This window comes from Bacillus sp. PK6-026, assembly GCF_054161455.1.
On sequence record NZ_CP096418.1, the window covers coordinates 250,371 to 271,470 of the forward strand.

Below are 21,100 nucleotides of genomic sequence, written 5' to 3' on the forward strand. Positions count from 1 at the left end.
AAGCGGTGATTAGGGCATGGCGGCAGAAGGCAAAGGGGTATAAGCCTCTGCCGCACAAGTTGTTTTAAAGCCTGTTCTTTCCTGGGAAAAGGGGTTTGGGTTGCGCAAGGGAGTGAGTTGCGGGAAAATATAAGCGTTTTCAAATAGAGAAAATATACATTCAATTTATAATAGAACCTACATAAACCTACAAAAAGCGACAAAAATATTTAAAAAATAAGCCAATTGATTTAAAAATCAAATCGACTGTGGGTAAAATGGGAGTTGCGGAAAACGTGCGGTTAAAGTCAAAATAAAGCAACACGTTTGTAATGGAGGATCAGCATGATGGGTGGAAATTGGGGAAGCGTGATGAAAAAGGCGGCCCGGCTTGTAAAGAAAGACGGCTATATCTTAACAGTGATGATGTTAACGGTGCCGCTCGCAGGAGAGCTGAAGTTTTATCCGTTGAACGAGACCTTCCGGGTCAGCTTCGGCGTTCCAACTTTTTTCTTTCTTTTGTTGCTGCTGCGGAATGTCCCGGCTGTGCTGTCCGGCTTTTTAACGGGAGCGGCCGTCGTCGGGTTTCGGGTGCTGCTTGATGCATTCGGCCCGGGGCAGATCGATTGGTTGTCATCCTTTTATCACCATTATCCGACTTTTTTCTTTTATTTCACATATGCGTTTCTATTCTACTTGGCAAAAGTGAAGCGATTTCAATTTCGCCCGCTCTACATCGGGTTTCTGGGCTTCGGAATTGAACTGATTGCCGATGGAGCCGAACTGGTTGTTCAATATATGATGTTCGAGTCTACCGTCACCCCGGGAAAGATCCGCGACATGATGGCGATTGCTTTTTCCCACAGCTTTATTGTGCTGAGCTTTTTTAATGTCATGAAGCTGTATGAAACGCAATCGCGGGAAAAGCAGATCCGCGAACAAAATGAGCACATGTTGATGATCGTTTCAAATTTATATGAAGAAACCGTTCATTTGAAAAAGACGTTGAAGAATACTGAAGAGATTACGAACGAATCCTATCAGCTGTACAGGCTCTTAAATAGACAGAGCGATAACAATTCCTCTGTCCGGCAGATCAGCCAGAAGGTGCTGCGCCTCGCCGGTGAAATCCACGAGGTCAAAAAAGACAACCAGCGCATTTTCGCCGGGCTTTCAAAACTAATTTCGAAAGAAAGCTTCAGAGACTACATGGCGGCAGAAGATCTGGTCCGGCTTGTGACCGGCATTAATCGAAAGTATGCCGAATCGCTCGAAAAAGACATTGACTTTCATTATTCGATAGGCGGAGAACATCCAAAATACCACGTGTATACTGTATTATCCGTGATTAATAATATTATGGCAAATGCGGTGGAAGCGATTCAAAGACAGGGCTCTATCCGCCTCAGCCTCTATAGGCGCGCCGATGACATGCTGGAATGCCGCGTGGAAGATGACGGACCGGGCATTCCAGAGAAAGTCGGGGATGTGGTGTTTGAGCCGGGATACACGTCAAAATATGATGAATTCGGAACCCCTTCAACCGGAATCGGTTTGTCTTATGTGAAGGAAACTGTCGAGGAGCTCGGGGGGAGCATTCGATTTCAGAGTGATGCAAGCGGTGTTGTGTTTACGATCAGACTTCCGGTCCAACAATTGATTCAGAAAGGGTGAAGGCCTGTGCGTTTTTTTATTGCAGATGATGACCGTGCTGTGCGATCGATTTTAAAACAAATCATTGAAGACGAAGATTTGGGAGAAGTGGCCGGAGAAGCGGAAGACGGCTGCGATTTGGAAGGCCACGTCCTGAATTTGCAGCAAATTGATATTTTGTTTGTCGATCTTTTAATGCCGCTCCGCGACGGAATTGAGACGGTTCGTCATTTGTATGGCGCTTTCTCAGGGAAAATCATCATGATTTCCCAGGTGGAATCGAAGGAAATGATCGGTGAAGCCTATTCTTTGGGGATTGAATATTATATACATAAACCGATTAACCGCATTGAAATCTTGAACGTCATTCAAAAAGTCAAGGAGCGCATCGAGCTGGAAAGGTCGATCCATGACATACAATCTTCGCTGAACCGGCTCGTGAGTCTCGGCAGCGGACGAAAAAAACGGCTTTAGGGAAAAAAGCATTCAGGAAACGGGCGAATTTCTTCTTTCTGAACTCGGAATCGTCGGGGAGAGCGGGTCCCAGGATTTACTCGCCATCCTTCAGTATTTGTTTGATGATGAACAGACTTCATTATATGAAAAGGACTTTCCGCCGCTCAAACAGATTTTTCATCAGATTGCCGAGCAAAAGCTCGGGCCGGCTGCTTCACCCGTGGAGATCAACAGGGAGATTAAAGCGTCCGAGCAGCGGATACGGCGGGCGGTCAGCCATTCGCTAAACCATTTCGCATCACTCGGTTTAACAGATTTTTCAAATCCGCGGTTTGAAAGCTATGCGTCCCGTTTTTTTGACTTTACTGTCATCAGCAAAAAAATGAAAGAGCTGCAGAAAGACTCTGCCGCCGCCTTGCCGTCCGCCCGCGTCAACACGAAGAAATTTATTCAGGTTTTCTTTTTGGAAGCCAAGCGGTTGAGCGAAAGCGCCGGAAAAAGGGGTTAAAAAGAGCTTCCTCACCTTAGAGGAAGCTCTTCTGCATGCCGGTTACCCAGCGTATTCTCTTTTCAGCAGCGAAAACATGTATACGTCAATCAGTCTTCCTTTCGCTTTCTCGTAATCTCTTAGCAGTCCTTCCTTTTGAAAGGATAACGAGTTGAGGAGTTTGATTGAAGGCGTGTTTTCGGGCTCTACCTTCGCTTCGATCCGGTTGAGGTTCAAGCTTGTAAAGCCGTAGTCGATCAGCTTTTGAACAGCTTCGGAAGCAAAGCCTTTTCCCCAATGATTTCTCCCTAAGTCATAGCCGATTTCAGCTCTGCCGTTTTCCTGGTCGATCATATTAAAACCGCACGTCCCGATGACTTCATCCGTTTCTTTCACAATGATTGAAAAGCGGTTTGCCTGCCCTTCAAGGCTTAAATCATTGATCATTTGGATCATGTCCCGCGCCTGTGAGACGTCTGTAAAAGGCGTGATATTCATATATTTTGTGACTTCCGGATCTGACCAGTATTGACAGAGGACATCTGCATCTTCCAATTCCATTTTTCTCAAAGTCAATCTTTCTGTATAAAGGGTTTCCATGTTCTTGCCTCCAAGTTCCGTATTATTAGGAATGTGAAAGGACCATTCATCGATTTGCGCATCATTCATGTTCATAGAATAAAAAGTAAACTGTTATCGGGAAACGGAGGGATAAATCCCTTTTTTATCTAAAATGGAAAGTGCAATTTCGGCAGCGGAGCTTCCGGCAGCCCGTTTTTCACCTTGAATATGAACAGCAAAGAAAAAAGTATTATCGGCAGTTTCTACATACCCGATAAACCAACCGGCATGGAGTTCCCCGTTGATTACCGAGGTTCCGGTTTTACCGGATAAAACCCTGCCATTTGATTCCTCTAAACGTATCGAATCTTTCACAGTTTCAATATTAGACTGTTTAAAATCAAATTCGTTATCATAAAACTTTTTTAATATATTGACCTGTTCAAGTGGAGAAATTTGAAGAGAGCCATCCAGCCAATAATCGGCCGGGACTGAAAAATCCTCATTTCCATAATGTATAGATTTGAGATAATGACGTAAATGATCCTCCCCAATTTGCCGGTCCAATTTTTGGAAATACCATGTTGTGGAGCTGCTCATCGCAGAGAATAAATCCTGGTCTTGATTCCATTCTTTATACGGATATTGAGTCCCATCCCAAGTCATGTGAGAGTCGTTCTTCGTGATGATCCCGGATTCCAGTGCGAGCAATGCGCTAAACACCTTGTAGGTGGAAGCAGGTGCGAATCTGGAGGTGCTTTCTTTCCTATTGTATATTGTATACTTTTTCCTATTAGAATTAAACAGGACAAAGCCCCCTGAGGCTGAAAATTTATCAAAAAAAGTGCTGTAATCTTCGTATTCTACATTGGTGCCGGGTAAAAAGCGTGTTTCTTTTTGCATGGCCAATATAGACACAGAAGGAGTACCGGCTAATATGGCCCCAAGAACAAGAGTGAACACTAAGGCGCTTTTCGCCTTTAGCAAAGGTGATGCCGTCTGAAAGTTGACAACTGTAACAATCCGTCTTTTGATATGTTTGTATGAGCTGCTGAATTCAGAAGCGGCTAACAAAGACGATGTTCTTTGCTTAATTGAAGTGAATTTTAAAATCACCTCGCCATATTTGAGGTGCAACTTTTTATCAAGCGTTTTTAATACGGCAAAGTCGCAAGAAATCTCCATCTCCGTTTTCGCTTCCTTTGATAAATACCATACGAGAGGATTAAACCAATAGACGATTTTCAACAGGCAAAGAAAATAGTTGATAAGCATATCTTTTCGTTTGCAATGGTACAGTTCATGAAGCAAAACACATTTCATTTCGTCGGCTGAAAACATTGAAATATCTTTTGGCAAGATAATATATGGACGAATGACCCCAAATGTAATGGGGGATTTTATCAATGGAGAACGGCCCAAAATGACTTTTTGATGAAAGCGTATTTCCTCTTTACATGTGTGAAAAAGGGATAATAGCTCTTTGTTGTTAACAATTTGCAGGTTCTTTTTTATTTTGCCGATTTTTAGATTGCTATAAAGAGTAGCCAAAAGCATAACGGCAACGCCCAATATCCAAACTGCGAAAAAGGCTGAATCTATCATTTTGGAAGACGATTGTTCAATCGACATCGAAAAGTCCTGCACCCAGTTTACATGTTGGCCGATTGCTTCTGTCGTCTTGTCTGTGGAGTGGGATTGGGATAATGCCGATTGAGCTCCTCCTAAATTCAGAATCCAGTCAAAATGATGGCTTTTTAGAAAATGAAAGGGGATAAAAGGAGCGATCAATGCCAAAAGAGAAATCACGCTAATATAATAGTGGGTGCCTACAGTGATTTGAGTCCTGAGCAGTTTTTTAATGAGTATGATGATAGAAAAAAACAGAGACAATAGAATTTGACTAACCAAAAAGGGAATAAAGAAAGAACTGCTCATTTCATTCCTTCTTTCTGTTCTTATGTTCTTCTAATATTTGATACAATTCATTAATTTCTTCACCTGACAGCTGATCATTCTCCAAAAAGTTTAATACCATCGAATTAAGAGTTCCATTGTAAAACCGGTTTAAAAAACTGTGACTCTTAACCTCTATATAATCACTTTCGTCTATATTTGGTGTGTAAACGAAAACCCGTCCTTCTTTATGGTGGTTTAATGCGCCTTTTTTAATGAGGCGCAGCAGCATGGTTTGGATGGTTTTAGGGCTCCATGTACTGGTTTTGGATAACTCTTTAATTACCTCATTGGTATTGATCGAAGAATGCTTCCAGATGACTTTCATCACTTCTAATTCCGCATCAGAGATTTGAGGTATTTTTTTCATTTTAATCATCCTATACTTACAAATGTAATACTCTCATTATAGGTTTGCCATTTTAAGAAGTCAATTTAACTGGAGTGAACATGCAGTTTCTGCATTTTTAATTCCATCACTTCCCTCCGTTCATTTGTCCCCGGTGGAAACGAGGTCATCATTTCCTTCCGAAAAAACGGTTGCATTTAAATCTTACATATGTAATACTTTCAAAGACTACATTTGTAAGATTTGATGTTTGAGTCGGCTGAAAGATCGTACGTACCAATTATTGTTTCGTGATCGTTCAAGCCATAACACTGTAGGGATAGTGGAAAGAGTGCTTCAGCTGGTTACGATCAATCAAATATTCAAACGGAGGGAGACGATTTTGATGAAATTATGGTTCAGTACTTTAAAACTGAAAAAGGCTGCAGCAGTGTTGCTTTTCTCTTGCGTCGCGCTTGCAGGATGCGCTAACAATCAAACGAATGCCTCGCAACCTGCCGAGAAGAATGAAAAGACGGAGATGAAAGATGATTTTGCAAAACTTGAGGAACAATTTGATGCAAAACTCGGGATCTTTGCATTGGATACAGGTACAAACCGGACGGTAGCGTATCGGCCGGATGAGCGTTTTGCTTTTGCTTCGACGATTAAGGCTTTAACTGTAGGCGTGCTTTTGCAACAGAAATCAATAGAAGATCTGAACCAGAGAATAACATATACACGTGATGATCTTGTAAACTACAACCCGATTACGGAAAAGCACGTTGATACGGGAATGACGCTCAAAGAGCTTGCGGATGCTTCGCTTCGATATAGTGACAATGCGGCACAGAATCTCATTCTTAAACAAATTGGCGGACCTGAAAGTTTGAAAAAGGAACTGAGGAAGATTGGTGATGAGGTTACAAATCCCGAACGATTCGAACCAGAGTTAAATGAAGTGAATCCGGGTGAAACTCAGGATACCAGTACAGCAAGAGCACTTGTCACAAGCCTTCGAGCCTTTGCTCTTGAAGATAAACTTCCAAGTGAAAAACGCGAGCTTTTAATCGATTGGATGAAACGAAATACCACTGGAGACGCCTTAATCCGTGCCGGTGTGCCGGACGGTTGGGAAGTGGCTGATAAAACTGGAGCGGCATCATATGGAACCCGGAATGACATTGCCATCATTTGGCCGCCAAAAGGAGATCCTGTCGTTCTTGCAGTATTATCCAGCAGGGATAAAAAGGACGCCAAGTATGATGATAAACTTATTGCAGAGGCAACAAAGGTGGTAATGAAAGCCTTAAACATGAACGGCAAATAAAAACATTGCGATGAATCCGTCAAAACATCATCTTACATAAAGTCACTTGGTGATCAAGCTCATATCATTGTCCGGCAATGGTGTGGGCTTTTTTTGTTTTCTATCTTTAAAGATCATGTGAAGAAAAACGGGAAAATCGGTCTGCGGGAAAGGACCGGGTTTTTGTCGAAATCATAGGCGAATGGGTTGGATTGTGACAAAATTCGACACATCTATTGGCGGTGCGACTTGATGGACCATCAACCGCGTCTCTCCTCCTGTTTACAATACTTTACAGTTCGTTAATAAACTCTGCCTATAATAGAACCGATCAATCATTTGTATAGAGAGGGGTAATACGAATGACACATGAAGGACCGCTGGAGGAATGGATGAAAAAGCTGAGCGAGGAAAGCCTCAAGGACAATACGTTTGACCGCCGCCGTTTTATTCAAGGGGCCGGCAAAATAGCCGGGCTTTCGCTCGGACTTGCAATTGCGCAATCGATGGGGGCAATGGAAGTCAATGCAGCACCGACATTCTCCGAATATCCGTTTACACTTGGCGTAGCATCGGGAGATCCGCTTTCTGACAGCGTCGTGTTGTGGACAAGGCTGGCGCCCGATCCGCTAAACGGGGGCGGGATGCCGAATGAAGCTGTATCCGTGAAATGGGAGATCGCGGAAGACGAACGCTTCCGCCGTATCGTCAAACGGGGAACCGAAAAAGCGACACCGCACCTTGCACATTCGGTACATGCTGAGGTATCCGGACTGAAACCGAATCATGTGTACTATTACCGCTTTAAATGCGGCAGCCAGCTGAGCCCCGTCGGCAAGACAAAAACGCTTCCGGCGGCAGGGGCAGATGTTGCTACATTCACATTCGCTTTTGCTTCATGCCAGCAGTACGAACACGGCTATTATACCGCCTATCAGCATATGGCGAAGGAAAAGCTCGATCTTGTGTTTCATCTCGGCGACTATATTTATGAGTACGGTCCGAATGAATATGTTTCAAAAACAGGCAATGTCAGGACACACAGCGGTCCTGAAATCATGTCGCTGCTTGATTACCGAAACCGCCATGCCCAATACCGTTCAGATGCAAACTTGAAAGCCGCGCATGCCGCTTTCCCGTGGGTTGTCACATGGGACGACCATGAAGTGGAGAACAACTATGCGAATGTCATCCCTGAAAAAGGCCAGTCAGTAGAAGCGTTTATTAAACGGCGCGCCGCCGCATACCAAGCTTATTACGAGCATATGCCGCTCCGCCGCAAATCCCTGCCGAACGGTCCTGATATGCAATTGTACCGGAATTTTTCCTATGGAAATCTGGCGGACATTAGCGTGCTTGATACCCGTCAGTATCGCGATGACCAAGCCAATGGAGATGGCAATAAGCCTCCTTCTGATGAATCGAATGATCCGAAGCGGACACTGCTTGGAGCCGAACAGGAGGCTTGGCTGTTTGACAACCTGAGTCGTTCCGGGGCGCACTGGAACATCATTGCACAGCAGATTTTCTTTGCGCAATGGAACTTTGGGACAAGCGCGGCGCCGATTTACAGCATGGATTCGTGGGACGGATACCCCGCTCAGCGCAAGCGGGTGATCGACTTCATCAAATCTCAAAAACTGAACAACATCGTCGTCCTCACCGGTGATGTGCATGCCAGCTGGGCAAATAACCTGCTCGTTGACTTTGACAATCCAAAATCGGACATCTTCGGTGTGGAATTCGTCGGGACGTCGATTACATCTGGAGGAAACGGCGCTGATAAAAGAGCGGATACGGATAAGATTTTATCGAACAATCCTCATATAAAGTTTTTCAATGATTACCGCGGCTATGTGCGCTGTACGGTCACACCGGAAGAATGGCGGACAGATTACCGCGTGGTCCCATATGTGACAGAACCGGGTGCCGCGATTTCGACAAGAGCTTCCTATGTTTATCATAAAGACTACACAGGGCTGAAACGGACCGCTTCTAACATTGTGCCTGGAGGCGTGAAGAAGTCAAACGAAGTCGAAGAAGACCGTTTCCTCGCACATACAAGAGCCCATCAGAAGCAAGTGAAGCAAAAGGAGAAAAAAGTAACCCAGTAATCAATGAAAGGATGACAGCAAAATGCTTTCAAATATCGGTATTCCGGGTCTCATCCTGGTTCTGGTAATTGCGCTGATCATTTTCGGGCCTTCAAAGCTTCCGGAAATCGGCCGGGCTTTTGGAAAAACGCTGACCGAATTCAAAAGTGCGACAAAGTCTTTAGTATCTGCCGATGACAATGAGATCGGACAAGAGACTAATGTGAAAAAGCAAAGCGATCCATCGGCAAAATAGATGATCAATAGAGCGGGCGGGTGAACCCGTCTGTTCTTTTTTTCTGTTTAGCATGTGAAGGGGAGGAAGTCGAAGGTGAAAAAAAGGGAAACACATTTGATTGCCCATCTTGAAGAGCTGCGCCAGCGAATCATTAAAACGCTTCTGACGTTTATTCTGTTTCTCATCACCGGCTTTTTGTTTGTTCAGGACATCTATGACTGGCTGATCAGAGACCTTGATGAAAAGCTTGCTGTACTGGGGCCGGGGGATATTCTTTGGGTTTATATGATGATTGCGGGGGTGCTGGCGATCGCAGCCACCATACCGGTGGCCGCTTTTCAGACATGGCGGTTTGTGGCGCCTGCGCTGACCGACCGCGAACGGAGGGCGGCATTATTTTATATTCCGGGGCTGTTCACTTTTTTTATTTTAGGGATTGTATTCGGTTATGTTGTGCTCTTTCCGCTCGTTCTTCAGTTTTTAATCGGATTATCCGCCGGCCATTTTCAAACGATGTTTACGGCGGAGCATTATTTTCGCTTTATGATGAACCTGACACTGCCATTCGGGTTTTTGTTTGAAATGCCCCTCATCGTGATGTTTTTAACGAGCCTCGGGATTTTAAATCCGGCCAAGCTCAGTAAAATGAGAAAAATTTCTTATTTTTCGCTGATCGTCGTATCAGTTGTGATCACGCCGCCCGATTTTATCTCGGATGTGTTGGTGATCGCCCCGCTGCTTGTATTATACGAATTAAGCATCTCTTTATCGGCATTGATTTACCGGAAAAAAACCGCTGTGCAACCAGGGGCTGAGGCCCAAGGCTGAAGACGGACCGTGTCTTCAGTCTCTTTTTTTTTTGCTTGATATAAAAAAATCAGAAAATAATGATATTGACAATTTGTTTATTTGTCTTACAATTAAACAAAAAGATGAATGGAGGGGTTTTCTAAAACAGAAACATCGCATTTCAACTGAATGATAACGCTTTCTCAGGAAATGAACGACAGGGGGATGACGGAGATGAGTCAATTACGGAAGGCGCCGGAAGGCATATTAGGTTTCCCGGTGGCACCCTTCAACAAGGAAGGAAAACTGGAGGAAGAAGCACTTTACGAAAACATCCGCTTTTTATTGGATGAAGGGCTTGAGGCGGTTTTTATCGCTTGCGGCTCAGGAGAATTTCAGTCTCTCAGCGCAAAGGAATATGAGCAAATGGTCGAAATTGCCGTCTCGGCGGCGGGCGGGAAGGTGCCTGTTTACACAGGAGTGGGCGGCAACTTGAGCACCGCTTTGGAATGGGCGCGGATTTCCGAGGAAAAAGGGGCTGACGGCTATCTGATTCTCCCGCCATACTTGATACACGGAGAGCAGGAAGGCCTCTATCAGTATACGAAAACAATCATTGAAAGCACGGATTTAAACGCCATCATTTATCAGCGAGACAATGCGGTTTTGACACTTGAACAGATTCAGCGGCTGACCGATCTCGAGCAGCTTGTCGGGCTCAAAGACGGCATAGGGGATATGGCGTTGAATATCAGTTTGTCGTATACGATAGGAGACAGGCTGGGCTGGCTCAACGGAATGCCGATGGCTGAAGTCACGATGCCGGCCTATGCTCCGATTGGCTTCACGTCGTATTCTTCGGCGATATCCAATTATATTCCTCATATTTCAAGGATGTTTTATGAGGCATTATTAAACGGCAACGACCAGCTTGTCAAAGAGATTTATGAGCATGTCATCATGCCGATTAACGAGATCCGCAAACTTCGGAAGGGCTATGCCGTGTCTTTGATCAAAGCCGGTATGGAAATCATGGGCCTTCATGTGAAAAACACGGCGAGACCGCCGATCGTTCCGGTGGAAAAAGAACATTGCCGGCAGCTCGAAAACATTCTGAAAAACGCGATGGGGCGTTATCCGAAAACGACCGCTGCCCTATAAACAAAAGGAGGAATTTGAAGATGTCTGTTGCAGCTGAAAATAAAACGTATTTTAACTTTATCAACGGCCGCTGGGTGAAGGCTGAATCGGGCGGGATGGAACAGAGCTTGAACCCGGCAGATACACGGGATATCGTCGGGCTTGTGCAAAAATCTTCGATTGCGGATGTAGACCGGGCGGTTGAAGCGGCCAAGCAGGCCAAAAAGGCTTGGAGAAAGCTGTCGGGAGCGGAGCGCGGTCAATTTCTTTACAAGGCCGCTGATATCATGGAACAGCGCCTCAATGAAATTGCCGAGTGTGCGACGCGTGAAATGGGGAAAACACTGCCTGAAGCAAAAGGAGAAACAGCGCGGGGAATCGCGATTCTCAGATACTATGCCGGAGAGGGAATGCGGAAAACGGGCGATGTGATTCCCTCCACCGACACATCCGCTTTCATGTACACCGACAGGGTGCCGCTCGGTGTCGTCGGCGTCATCTCGCCTTGGAATTTTCCCATTGCCATCCCAATTTGGAAAATGGCGCCTGCCCTCATCTATGGAAACACGGTCGTCATCAAGCCGGCTACAGAAACCGCAGTCACCTGCCTTAAAATTATCTCGTGCTTTGAAGAAGCAGGGATTCCGTCAGGCGTGGTCAATGCGGTGACAGGGCCAGGATCATCGGCCGGCCAAAGGCTTGCCGAACACCCGGATGTGAACGGAATTACATTTACAGGGTCGAACCAAACCGGAAAAATTATCGGCCGGACGGCGTTTGAAAGAGGGGCGAAGTATCAGCTTGAGATGGGCGGCAAAAACCCGGTGATCATAGCAGATGACGCCGACCTTGATAGTGCGGTTGAAGCGGTCATCAGCGGAGCGTTTCGGTCGACGGGTCAAAAGTGTACGGCGACAAGCCGCGTCATCGTCTTAAACGGTGTTTATAACCGGTTTAAAGAAAAGCTGCTTCAACAAACAAAAGAAATTACAATCGGCGACAGCTTAAAAGAAGATGTCTGGATGGGACCGATTGCGAACAAACAGCAGCTTGACAACTGCCTGTCCTATATTGAAAAAGGAAAGCAAGAAGGAGCGGACCTCATTTTCGGCGGCGATAGGCTGGCAGATGGAAAATACGAAAACGGCTATTATATCAGGCCAGCCATTTTTGACAATGTCACTTCCGGCATGACGATTGCCCAAGAAGAAATTTTCGGCCCGGTCATCGCATTAATCAAGGCGGATACACTTGAGGAAGCTTTGGAGACGGCCAATGACGTCAAATTTGGCCTGAGCGCCTCCATTTTTACGCAAAACATCGGCCGGATGCTGTCATTCATAGATGAAATTGAAGCGGGGCTCATTCGCGTCAACGCCGAAAGCGCCGGTGTCGAACTGCAGGCGCCATTCGGCGGCGTTAAACAATCGAGTTCACATTCACGGGAACAGGGGGAGGCAGCAAAAGAATTTTTTACAGCTGTGAAAACCGTATTTGTCAAACCGTAAATCAATCGTTTCGGTACAAATGAATAAAGGAGAAGATGCTATGAAAAAAAATCGTGCAGCCTCCCCCCATACCGCGGGGAAAAGAAGTTCTGTCCGCTGGTTTGTCGTGTCTATGCTGTTTCTCGTCACATCCATTAATTATGCCGACCGTGCGACACTCTCGATCGTCGGCGATTCTGTGCAGCATGAGCTTGGGCTGAGTTCGGTGGCGATGGGGTATGTCTTTTCCGCATTTGGCTGGGCGTATGTTGTCGGCCAAATTCCCGGAGGCTGGCTGCTCGACCGCTTTGGTTCGAAAATCATCATCGCCGCCAGCATCTTCTTTTGGTCATTGTTTACCCTTTTGCAGGGAACGCTTGGCTTTTTCGCCGCGGGAACGGCCGTTATCCTTTTATTTGCGCTCCGGTTTCTCGTCGGTCTGTCAGAAGCGCCGTCCTTCCCGGGCAACGGCCGGGTGGTGGCTTCCTGGTTTCCAAGCTCTGAACGCGGAACAGCATCGGCGATCTTCAACTCGGCGCAGTACTTTGCACTTGTCATTTTTTCACCGCTGATGGGGTGGCTCGCCCACTCATTCAGCTGGCATACGGTTTTTGTCATTATGGGTGCTCTGGGGATTGCGATGTCGTTTATTTGGCTGAAAACGATTTACGAACCCAAAAAACACCCGAGAATCAATGCCGCCGAACTGGCGTACATCGAAGAAGGCGGCGCGCTTGTCTCGATGGATGAGGGAAAGAACGCGGAAAAGAAGGAAAAGGAGTCCCAATGGCCTTACATTAAGCAGCTTTTAAGAAGCAGGATGCTGCTCGGGGTGTATATCGCCCAATACTGCATCACAACGTTGACCTATTTCTTTCTGACCTGGTTTCCGGTCTATCTCGTTCAGGCACGCGGCATGTCGATCCTTGAAGCGGGTTTTGTCGCATCGCTTCCTGCAATCTGCGGATTTTTAGGAGGATTGCTGGGCGGGTTCGTGTCAGACTTCCTTTTGAAAAAGGGCTGCTCAATAACGGTTGCCAGAAAAACGCCGATCATCCTCGGCATGCTGATGTCCTGCTCGATGATCGTATGCAACTATGCAGATTCATCTTGGCTGGTCGTTTCCATCATGTCGCTTGCCTTTTTCGGAAAAGGATTTGGCGCGCTGGGCTGGGCGGTTGTGTCAGATACCTCGCCAAAGGAGTGTGCCGGCTTGAGCGGCGGCATCTTCAACACCTTTGGAAATATTGCGTCCATCACGACACCGATTATCATCGGATATATCGTGAATGCGACAGGCTCATTTAACGGAGCGCTTGTGTTTGTCGGTGCCAACGCGATTGCCGCGGTATTAAGTTATCTGTTTCTCGTCGGGCCGATCAAGCGCATCGAACTGCAGAAAGAGGAAGACCCTGCGGACACCACTTTATCCATATGAAATGTAAGCGCTTTAATAAGAGGGAGGCTAAATCGATATGAATACAAACATTCATCAGCATGTAAAAGAGGAGAAAGCATCGCAAACACCGTCAATTGCTGATATGCAGGTCATACCCGTGGCAGGGCGCGACAGTATGCTTTTGAATTTAAGCGGAGCTCACGGCCCCTTTTTCACACGGAATATCGTGATTTTAAAAGATTCATCAGGCGCTCTCGGTGTCGGCGAAGTTCCGGGCGGCGAACGGATCCGCCAGACGCTGGAGCAGGCGAAGCCGCTTGTCATCGGTCAGCCGCTCGGCGCTGTTCAATCGATTTTGCAGTCTGTCAGGCGTCGTTTTAAAGACCGGGATGCCGGAGGACGCGGGATGCAGACCTTTGACCAGCGGACGACAATACACGCAGTGACCGCATTGGAAGCGGCTTTGCTCGATTTGCTCGGGAAATTTCTCGGTGTCCCTGTAGCGTCGCTCTTGGGGGAAGGCCAGCAGCGGGAAAAAGTGAAGATGCTCGGCTATTTGTTTTACATCGGCGACCGAAAGCGCACAACGCTTCCCTATATTAGTGAGCAAGAGGCAAGTGACGATTGGTTCCGCCTCCGCCGCGAAGAAGCCTTGACACCCGGGGCGATCGTCCGTCTTGCTGAAGCAGCTCAAGAACGATACGGTTTTCATGATTTTAAATTAAAAGGCGGCGTCCTTTCGGGAGAAGAAGAAATCGAGGCGGCATCCGCTTTGGCAAAACGGTTTCCCGAGGCGAGAATCACCCTTGACCCGAATGGCGCGTGGTCATTGGAAGAAGCGATTGCGCTTTGTAAGGGAAAACGGGATGTGCTCGCCTACGCGGAAGACCCTTGCGGAGCGGAAGCCGGATACTCGGGTCGGGAAATCATGGCCGAATTCCGCCGTGCGACAAGCATTCCGACAGCGACGAATATGATTGCGACAGACTGGCGGCAAATGGGGCACGCGATACAACTGCACGCTGTTGATATACCGCTGGCAGATCCGCATTTCTGGACGATGCAGGGATCTGTCCGCGTTGCCCAAATGTGCCATGAATGGGGGCTGACGTGGGGTTCTCACTCCAATAACCATTTTGACGTCTCATTGGCCATGTTCACCCACGTTGCCGCAGCAGCTCCCGGCGACATCACGGCGATTGATACGCATTGGATTTGGCAGGATGGACAGCGTCTGACAAAACAGCCTTTTTCAATTGCTGACGGATATGTCCAAGTTCCTGATCAGCCGGGGCTCGGCATTGAAATCGACATGGAACAGGTGGAAAAAGCAAATGAACGGTATGAGAAAATGAAAGCAGGCGAGCGGAATGATGCCGTTGCCATGCAGTTTTTGATTGAAAATTGGCGTTTCGACCCTAAACGTCCTTGTCTTGTTCGTTAATTGCGGAAACAGCGGTTTGAGAGGCCCCTAGCCGACATTGTCATACGCGATATTTTGTCTTACAATATGAACAACTGAAAGGGGGCCCACAGTCGTGGAAGAAGATATGGAAACATTGCAGGTCGAATCAGTCAATCGCAAGACATTGGCGAAACAGGTTGTAGAACGAATCGTCCATTTATTATCAAGCGGCCAATTGAAACCGGGGGACAAACTGCCGACGGAGATCGAGCTCATGGAAAAACTGAATGTGAGCAGACCCGTTCTCCGCGAAGCTTTAATATCACTCGAAACGCTCGGAATTATTAAAAGAAAAACCCGGGACGGCACGTATTTTAATGATAAAATTGGCATCCAGCCGTTTTCTGTCATGCTGGCTTTGGCGGTTGATAATTTGCCGGCCATTATTGAAGCGAGGATGGCGCTGGAACTCGGGCTTGTCACGATCGCCGCAGAAAAGATCAATGACAGTCAGCTCGAAAGGCTGCAGGAAACGATCGATATCATTGCAAACAGCACGGATAATCATTATGGAGAAGCAGATAAAGAATTTCACCGGATTATCGCTTTGAGCGCGAACAACCCGGTGCTTGAGGGCATGATTCAATCACTCTTGATCACACACGCCAAAATCGACAGCCAGATTCCATACAGGGAAAGGGACCGGACTGTCGAATATCATACGAATATTTTGAAAGCCCTTCAACAAAGGGACCCATATCAAGCCTATCACCATATGTATGAGCACTTAAAATTTGTACGTGACAAAATACTGAATGGTCTTCGTGATGAAAAAAACAATCATTAAGTTGTTTGACAGCGCTTTCTAACATGTGCCGCAGCGGGAGAAGGGCTGTGGAAAGGCGCTGATCGAAAAGGGGAGTTGATCAATACTTATGCTTGTCAATCAAACTGAAACCCCGCTGTACATTAAGGTGAACGAAAAAGACAATACCGCAATCATCGTCAATGCCGGCGGACTGCCGAAAGGGACGGTGTTTCCTTGCGGGCTTAAACTGCAGGAGCGGATACCTCAAGGTCATAAAGTGGCTTTAACGAACATTACACAGGGCGGAGCCGTTATTCGCTACGGTGAGGTTATCGGCTATGCCGTCAAACCAATCGAAAAAGGTGGGGGGATTTCCGAGTCGCATATCATGCTTCCGGAAGCTCCGCCGCTCGATGAACTGCCCATCGCCAACAAAGTTCCAAAACCCGCTCCCCCTCTTGAAGGGTACACATTTGAAGGATACCGGAATGAAGACGGGAGCGTCGGCACGAGAAACGTGCTTGGCATTATGACAAGCGTGCAATGCGTCGCAGGCGTTCTCGATTACGCAGTTAAACGAATTAAAGAGGAACTGCTTCCAAAATATCCGAACGTTGACGGTGTCGCTGCATTAAATCATCAGTACGGCTGCGGTGTGGCGATTAATGCACCGGAAGCCAAAATCCCGATCCGAACGATTCAAAATATCGCCAGACACCCTAATTTCGGCGGGGAAGCGATGGTGATCGGACTCGGCTGCGAGAAGCTCCTTCCGACGAGGATAGAGCCGGAAGGAGACGCTGAAAACATTCTTTCATTGCAGGAACGGCGAGGGTTTGAGCAAATGATACAATCGATTATGGAAATGGCCGAAGAGCGCTTAAAAAGGCTGAATGAACGGAAGCGGACAACATGTCCCGCTTCAGACCTGGTGATTGGCCTTCAGTGCGGTGGCAGCGACGCTTTCTCAGGAGTGACCGCAAACCCCGCGGCGGGATATGCGGCCGACTTACTCGTCCGGGCAGGGGCCACGGTTTTATTTTCGGAAGTCACCGAAGTCCGCGATGCCGTTCATCTCTTAACACCGCGCGCTGTCAATGAAGAAGTCGGTCGCGCCCTGATTCGGGAAATGGCTTGGTATGACCGCTATCTGGAAAGAGGCGAATCAGACCGAAGCGCCAATCCGTCGCCAGGGAACAAAAGGGGCGGGCTGGCAAACGTGGTTGAGAAATCGCTCGGCTCGATCGCGAAATCGGGAAGCAGCCCGATCAATGCCGTACTCGCGCCAGGTGAAAGGGCTGTACAGAAGGGACTCACTTTTGCAGCGACACCTGCAAGCGATTTTGTATGCGGCACCCTGCAACTGGCTTCGGGCATGCATTTGCAAGTATTTACAACCGGAAGAGGAACGCCGTACGGCCTTGAAATGGCTCCGGTTATGAAAGTGGCAACCCGGCAGTCATTATCAGAAGATTGGCGCGATTTAATCGACGTTAACGCCGGACGGATCGCAACAGGTGAAGCTTCAATAGAAGAAGTCGGCTGGGAAATTTTCAGGACGATCCTTAACGTCGCAAGCGGAAGGAAAACATGGGCGGAACATTGGGGGCTCTCCAATGACTTGTGTTTGTTCAACCCCGCGCCTGTGACTTGATCGAAAAGCACCTTGATAAGGTGCTTTTTTAATTGTGAACTCGTTTTTAACAAGAAGTATAAAGTGGTTCTTTTTTCATATTTCCTCTTTGGTAAACTAAACCGCAGTACCTTTCGGAGCCTTGGCGCATCAACCATACTGCCTGTTTTTTCAGAGGGCCGGCATACGATTTGCAGGGTGGTGATTCTTATTTCCTATTTATCTAATTTATTCCATGTTGTAACATAAAAAAGTATCATTTTCAAGCATGTCATTCGCATTAAAATGAAGTGCTTGCAGCTTAACTTAAAAGCCCTTGGAGGTTTAATAAAATGAAAAAGATGATGATATTGTGTTTTTCTATAATACTAATCTTTACAGGAGGATGCAGTATGAACGACAGCCAAAACGGCAAGAACGGCAATCAAGAAGAAGCGGTCAAGCCGAAAGATATGGACCCGAAAGACCTCCCGCAGGTTCCGGCGTTCCAAAATGAGAAAACAAGAGAATACATGGCATCAACAAAGGAAGTCGAGCCGGGCTATTATTTGCTTGAGTCTAAACTGAAAGGGTTTACGATGTTGTTTCCGGAGGATGGGGAGTATGAAGCAGAGCTATCCTCAAATAATGGAAAGAACATAGAGAGCCTCGCCTTTAATAGCTATGACAAAAAAACAAATATTGTTCTTAATGCTCAAGTTAAGTATTATTCTCAGCAATCGTATGTTAATAAACCCAAAACGATGCTTGAAATTATTAGCGGACAGAATGGATACAAAGGAAAATACCAAAAAATCGATCAGTCCGGAAAAGATATATATTTTGCTCATATGAAAGAGGTATTTGATGATATAGATCGAAAATACAATTTTTCATATAGTTATTTTGGTTATGTAAAGTCTATAGAAGAGGACTATTTAGGTGTTGAATATAACTTTACATTTGCATGCCATAAAGAAGATCAACCATGTTCCCTCTCAGAAGAAAAAGCGAGAAAAACCGCAAAGAAACTTGTTAATTCAATAACCTTCAGTACAGAAGGGGAAGAAAAATGAGGAATAAAAATTTATTTGAAAATGAGAATGTGAAACTGCGTTTAATAAATTTAGAATACAGCTATAAAGAAAGATTTGCATCTGAAAATGCAAATGAAGTGAAAAAAGCTAAAGAGGACTTTGTCGCTGATGTACGCAGAATCTATAAAGAAGAAACAAATAAAGAACTTCCCAAAGATATAAAAATTTATACCTCAAAGGAGATCTTACAGAATAAAGATTCTTCTGTTAAAAGCTCAGGCTATGATGGTACTGCTGTATATATTCAAGATAAAACTCATGACACCAATCAGCTTCAAATAATTTCTCAGGGAAGTGCTGATAATGAGGACTGGGTATATAACTTTTCAGGTCTTTTTCTGGGAATGGATGATAGTCAATACAAAGCAACTAAGGAATTTACCATCGAAACAAAGAAAAAAACGCAAGATGTAAAAAGTCTAAACACTTATGCAATGGGACATTCTCTTGCAAATAATAACCAAGTGCTAGTTCAGTTGATTGATGGTGAATTTGATGAAGTTTATGGAGTGAATGGAGCGCAAATCAGTGTTGACCATATTTTAAAAGCAGACTATAAACTTACTAATTATCTTAAAAGAAAATTCAGCACAATAAAAATCAGTGAAATTCCTAAAAATGATCTAAAAAAAGCCATCATCAAATACTACAACGACAAAGGCGTCACAGCCAACATCACCCAGCGCATTTCCAGTGACGATCCGCTCTACGGTGTCAGCGGGAAGGCTGATTTTATTACGTTCGGCGATGTGAAGATGACGAACACACACCCGGATATAAAAGGATTCCGAAGTGTCATTGATCATATTCCTGATGAAGATGTGAGCAAACTGAAAGGGTACTTTCAAAAATATGCTGCTGATTATCGAAAGGGCGGCATTCAGGGTTTTGCTGTGGAAGCAATCGGCGTAGATATGGATTTTTTAAACGGAATAATGAATGAAGAGGGTACAGCTCAGCAAATAGCATATTGCTTGAAACATCCGGCCCGCCTCTTGAATATGGTGGGTGCACTTGATAAAAAGCTGCCAGAGTTTAAAGCATTTTTTGCGAAAGTCAAGGCCTACAGCGGCCCTGTTCTCAATCAGCTTGAAGCAAACGGTTATATTGATGAAGCGAAAAAAAAGACCATTCAAAAAGACATTGCCGAAGTAGAGCGACTGACAGGAAGGCTTGACGTTTTATATGAAAAGATCAAATTTCTTGTCGACTGGAAGACTGTCATATTTACTCTAAATAATAGACAACTCTCTCAATCACTAATGAAAAATTTAATCGAATTTTATTCAACTTATAAAGCATTGGAAGAAGCCTTAGGCAAACTGGATCAAGACACAAAAGACCTTCTCAATCTTATTGGCGAAGGCCACAGCATCACCCCGCTTCTAAACGCCCTATCAAAAAAGAAAGGCATCAGCTACAAAGGAGGAGACATCTATTTTTCTAAGAAAGGCAAGGACGGAAAAGAGATAAAGGTCAATCTGTCATCTGCCATCAGGATTTACCAGGCGGGGATGGCTGCCATTTCAAAGATTGAGGCTGAAATTGAACGCTACCAACGTGTTTTCCACCATGAAATCCACGATCATTTCGCAATTAAAAAATCTGAGTTGACAAAAGCCATTCATGACATGGAAGCCAATCCTTCCCGCTACCAATTCGACATTCAGTTCAAGCTCGCCTCAGGCTTCGCCGGATCAAACGGAAAGCTGAATAAAATCGTCGTCCACGACTCGTACCACACGGCCCCGCTTCCTCAGTGCGACGGCGTCGTCAGCGAATTAAAAAAACAAACCTCCAGCAAAAAGAAATTTGTAAAAAGCATTCGCGCCAGCATTGAAAAATTGTTCGATGAAGATGAGCAAATTTCGGCGCTGTTTGATTTTAAGGCATAGGGGAGGGGGATTAAGATGGTAAAACCGTTATTGGAGGAAACTGAAACAGTTTCAGCGACATATATGTTTTTAAGCAGTATTTCAGCAAAGGATAAAGCGGCCCGGCTGAACGCGCCGCTGAAAAGCGTTTTAAAAGAACTGAAAGAATTTGATAAAGTGCTAAAAAGCGAAATCGAAGGGCAAAAAGGTATGATGATCACGAAAATTAAAGAAGAATTAGATCACAAAAGTGAAAACCGCAAAACCGTCATCACCCGGATGAAATCAGACAACGAGCAGTTTGCAAACAGTTATCATGACATGATTGAAACTTTGCGGAAGCAAAACGTAACACTTTACTATAAAAAGAATAAGCCCCTTGATCAATAAAAGATGACCCCTGACATCAGAGGTCATTTTTTTGTTCCA

General features: G+C 45.7%; 17 protein-coding genes and 1 pseudogene. 15 read left to right on the plus strand and 3 right to left on the minus strand.

Features of this window, described 5'->3' with window-relative positions:
* Positions 1-324 precede the first annotated feature (324 nt).
* Together M1D59_RS01410 and M1D59_RS01415 are read left to right on the plus strand one after the other, a co-directional pair.
* Positions 325-1,653 carry a sensor histidine kinase gene (locus M1D59_RS01410; RefSeq protein ID WP_031305214.1) on the plus strand — a complete coding sequence of 443 codons (1,329 nt, stop codon included), beginning with the start codon at positions 325-327 and terminating at the stop codon, positions 1,651-1,653.
* A gap of 6 nt (positions 1,654-1,659) precedes the next feature.
* Positions 1,660-2,596: pseudogene (locus M1D59_RS01415) on the plus strand (response regulator).
* A 42-nt stretch (positions 2,597-2,638) separates the two neighbouring features.
* Here the strand turns inward: M1D59_RS01415 and M1D59_RS01420 are convergent.
* The 3 genes from M1D59_RS01420 to M1D59_RS01430 form a co-directional block, all read right to left on the minus strand.
* Positions 2,639-3,175 (minus strand): GNAT family N-acetyltransferase, encoded by a 537-nt coding sequence (locus tag M1D59_RS01420; RefSeq protein WP_020449989.1) that lies wholly within the window; start codon positions 3,173-3,175, stop codon positions 2,639-2,641.
* Positions 3,176-3,268: 93 nt separating this feature from the next.
* Positions 3,269-5,074: a BlaR1 family beta-lactam sensor/signal transducer gene (locus M1D59_RS01425; protein ID WP_075212974.1), complete on the minus strand. Its 1,806-nt coding sequence runs from the start codon at positions 5,072-5,074 to the stop codon at positions 3,269-3,271.
* 1 nt (position 5,075) lies between these two features.
* Positions 5,076-5,462 carry a BlaI/MecI/CopY family transcriptional regulator gene (locus M1D59_RS01430; protein ID WP_020449991.1) on the minus strand — a complete coding sequence of 129 codons (387 nt, stop codon included), beginning with the start codon at positions 5,460-5,462 and terminating at the stop codon, positions 5,076-5,078.
* Between the two features lie 364 nt (positions 5,463-5,826).
* Between M1D59_RS01430 and blaP the strand changes: the two genes are divergently transcribed.
* The 13 genes from blaP (at position 5,827) to M1D59_RS01495 (ending at position 21,061) form a co-directional block, all read left to right on the plus strand.
* Entirely contained in the window at positions 5,827-6,750 is a 924-nt protein-coding gene (gene blaP / locus M1D59_RS01435) for a class A beta-lactamase BlaP (protein ID WP_023857755.1), read from the plus strand.
* Positions 6,751-7,091: 341 nt separating this feature from the next.
* Positions 7,092-8,843 (plus strand): alkaline phosphatase D family protein, encoded by a 1,752-nt coding sequence (locus M1D59_RS01440; protein WP_023857756.1) that lies wholly within the window; start codon positions 7,092-7,094, stop codon positions 8,841-8,843.
* Positions 8,844-8,865: 22 nt separating this feature from the next.
* A complete protein-coding gene (locus M1D59_RS01445) occupies positions 8,866-9,078 on the plus strand; it encodes a twin-arginine translocase TatA/TatE family subunit (protein ID WP_020449994.1) in 213 nt (70 codons plus the stop codon).
* A gap of 75 nt (positions 9,079-9,153) precedes the next feature.
* On the plus strand, positions 9,154-9,888 hold the full coding sequence (gene tatC / locus M1D59_RS01450; protein WP_025810834.1) for a twin-arginine translocase subunit TatC: 735 nt from the start codon (positions 9,154-9,156) through the stop codon (positions 9,886-9,888).
* Positions 9,889-10,083: 195 nt separating this feature from the next.
* A complete protein-coding gene (gene kdgD, locus M1D59_RS01455; protein WP_020449996.1) occupies positions 10,084-11,010 on the plus strand; it encodes a 5-dehydro-4-deoxyglucarate dehydratase in 927 nt (308 codons plus the stop codon).
* Between the two features lie 20 nt (positions 11,011-11,030).
* Positions 11,031-12,497, plus strand: coding sequence for an alpha-ketoglutaric semialdehyde dehydrogenase GucD (gene gucD / locus M1D59_RS01460; RefSeq protein WP_023857758.1), 1,467 nt, complete (start codon positions 11,031-11,033; stop codon positions 12,495-12,497).
* A 40-nt stretch (positions 12,498-12,537) separates the two neighbouring features.
* A complete protein-coding gene (locus M1D59_RS01465) occupies positions 12,538-13,914 on the plus strand; it encodes an MFS transporter (protein WP_035337354.1) in 1,377 nt (458 codons plus the stop codon).
* A gap of 37 nt (positions 13,915-13,951) precedes the next feature.
* Entirely contained in the window at positions 13,952-15,319 is a 1,368-nt protein-coding gene (gudD, locus tag M1D59_RS01470; RefSeq protein ID WP_130569404.1) for a glucarate dehydratase, read from the plus strand.
* Between the two features lie 106 nt (positions 15,320-15,425).
* Positions 15,426-16,127 carry a FadR/GntR family transcriptional regulator gene (locus M1D59_RS01475; RefSeq protein WP_154495802.1) on the plus strand — a complete coding sequence of 234 codons (702 nt, stop codon included), beginning with the start codon at positions 15,426-15,428 and terminating at the stop codon, positions 16,125-16,127.
* A gap of 88 nt (positions 16,128-16,215) precedes the next feature.
* Positions 16,216-17,742, plus strand: a complete 1,527-nt coding sequence (garD, locus tag M1D59_RS01480; RefSeq protein ID WP_033155080.1) for a galactarate dehydratase — start codon at positions 16,216-16,218, stop codon at positions 17,740-17,742.
* 311 nt (positions 17,743-18,053) lie between these two features.
* The gene (locus M1D59_RS01485; protein WP_458117730.1) at positions 18,054-18,776 is read left to right on the plus strand and encodes a lipoprotein YvcA; all 723 of its coding nucleotides are present in this window, start codon (positions 18,054-18,056) and stop codon (positions 18,774-18,776) included.
* Positions 18,773-20,692, plus strand: a complete 1,920-nt coding sequence (locus M1D59_RS01490; protein WP_458117731.1) for a DUF6792 domain-containing protein — start codon at positions 18,773-18,775, stop codon at positions 20,690-20,692. The genes M1D59_RS01485 and M1D59_RS01490 overlap by 4 nt, the downstream gene beginning before the upstream one ends.
* A gap of 15 nt (positions 20,693-20,707) precedes the next feature.
* The gene (locus M1D59_RS01495; RefSeq protein WP_020450003.1) at positions 20,708-21,061 is read left to right on the plus strand and encodes a hypothetical protein; all 354 of its coding nucleotides are present in this window, start codon (positions 20,708-20,710) and stop codon (positions 21,059-21,061) included.
* Positions 21,062-21,100: the final 39 nt, after the last annotated feature.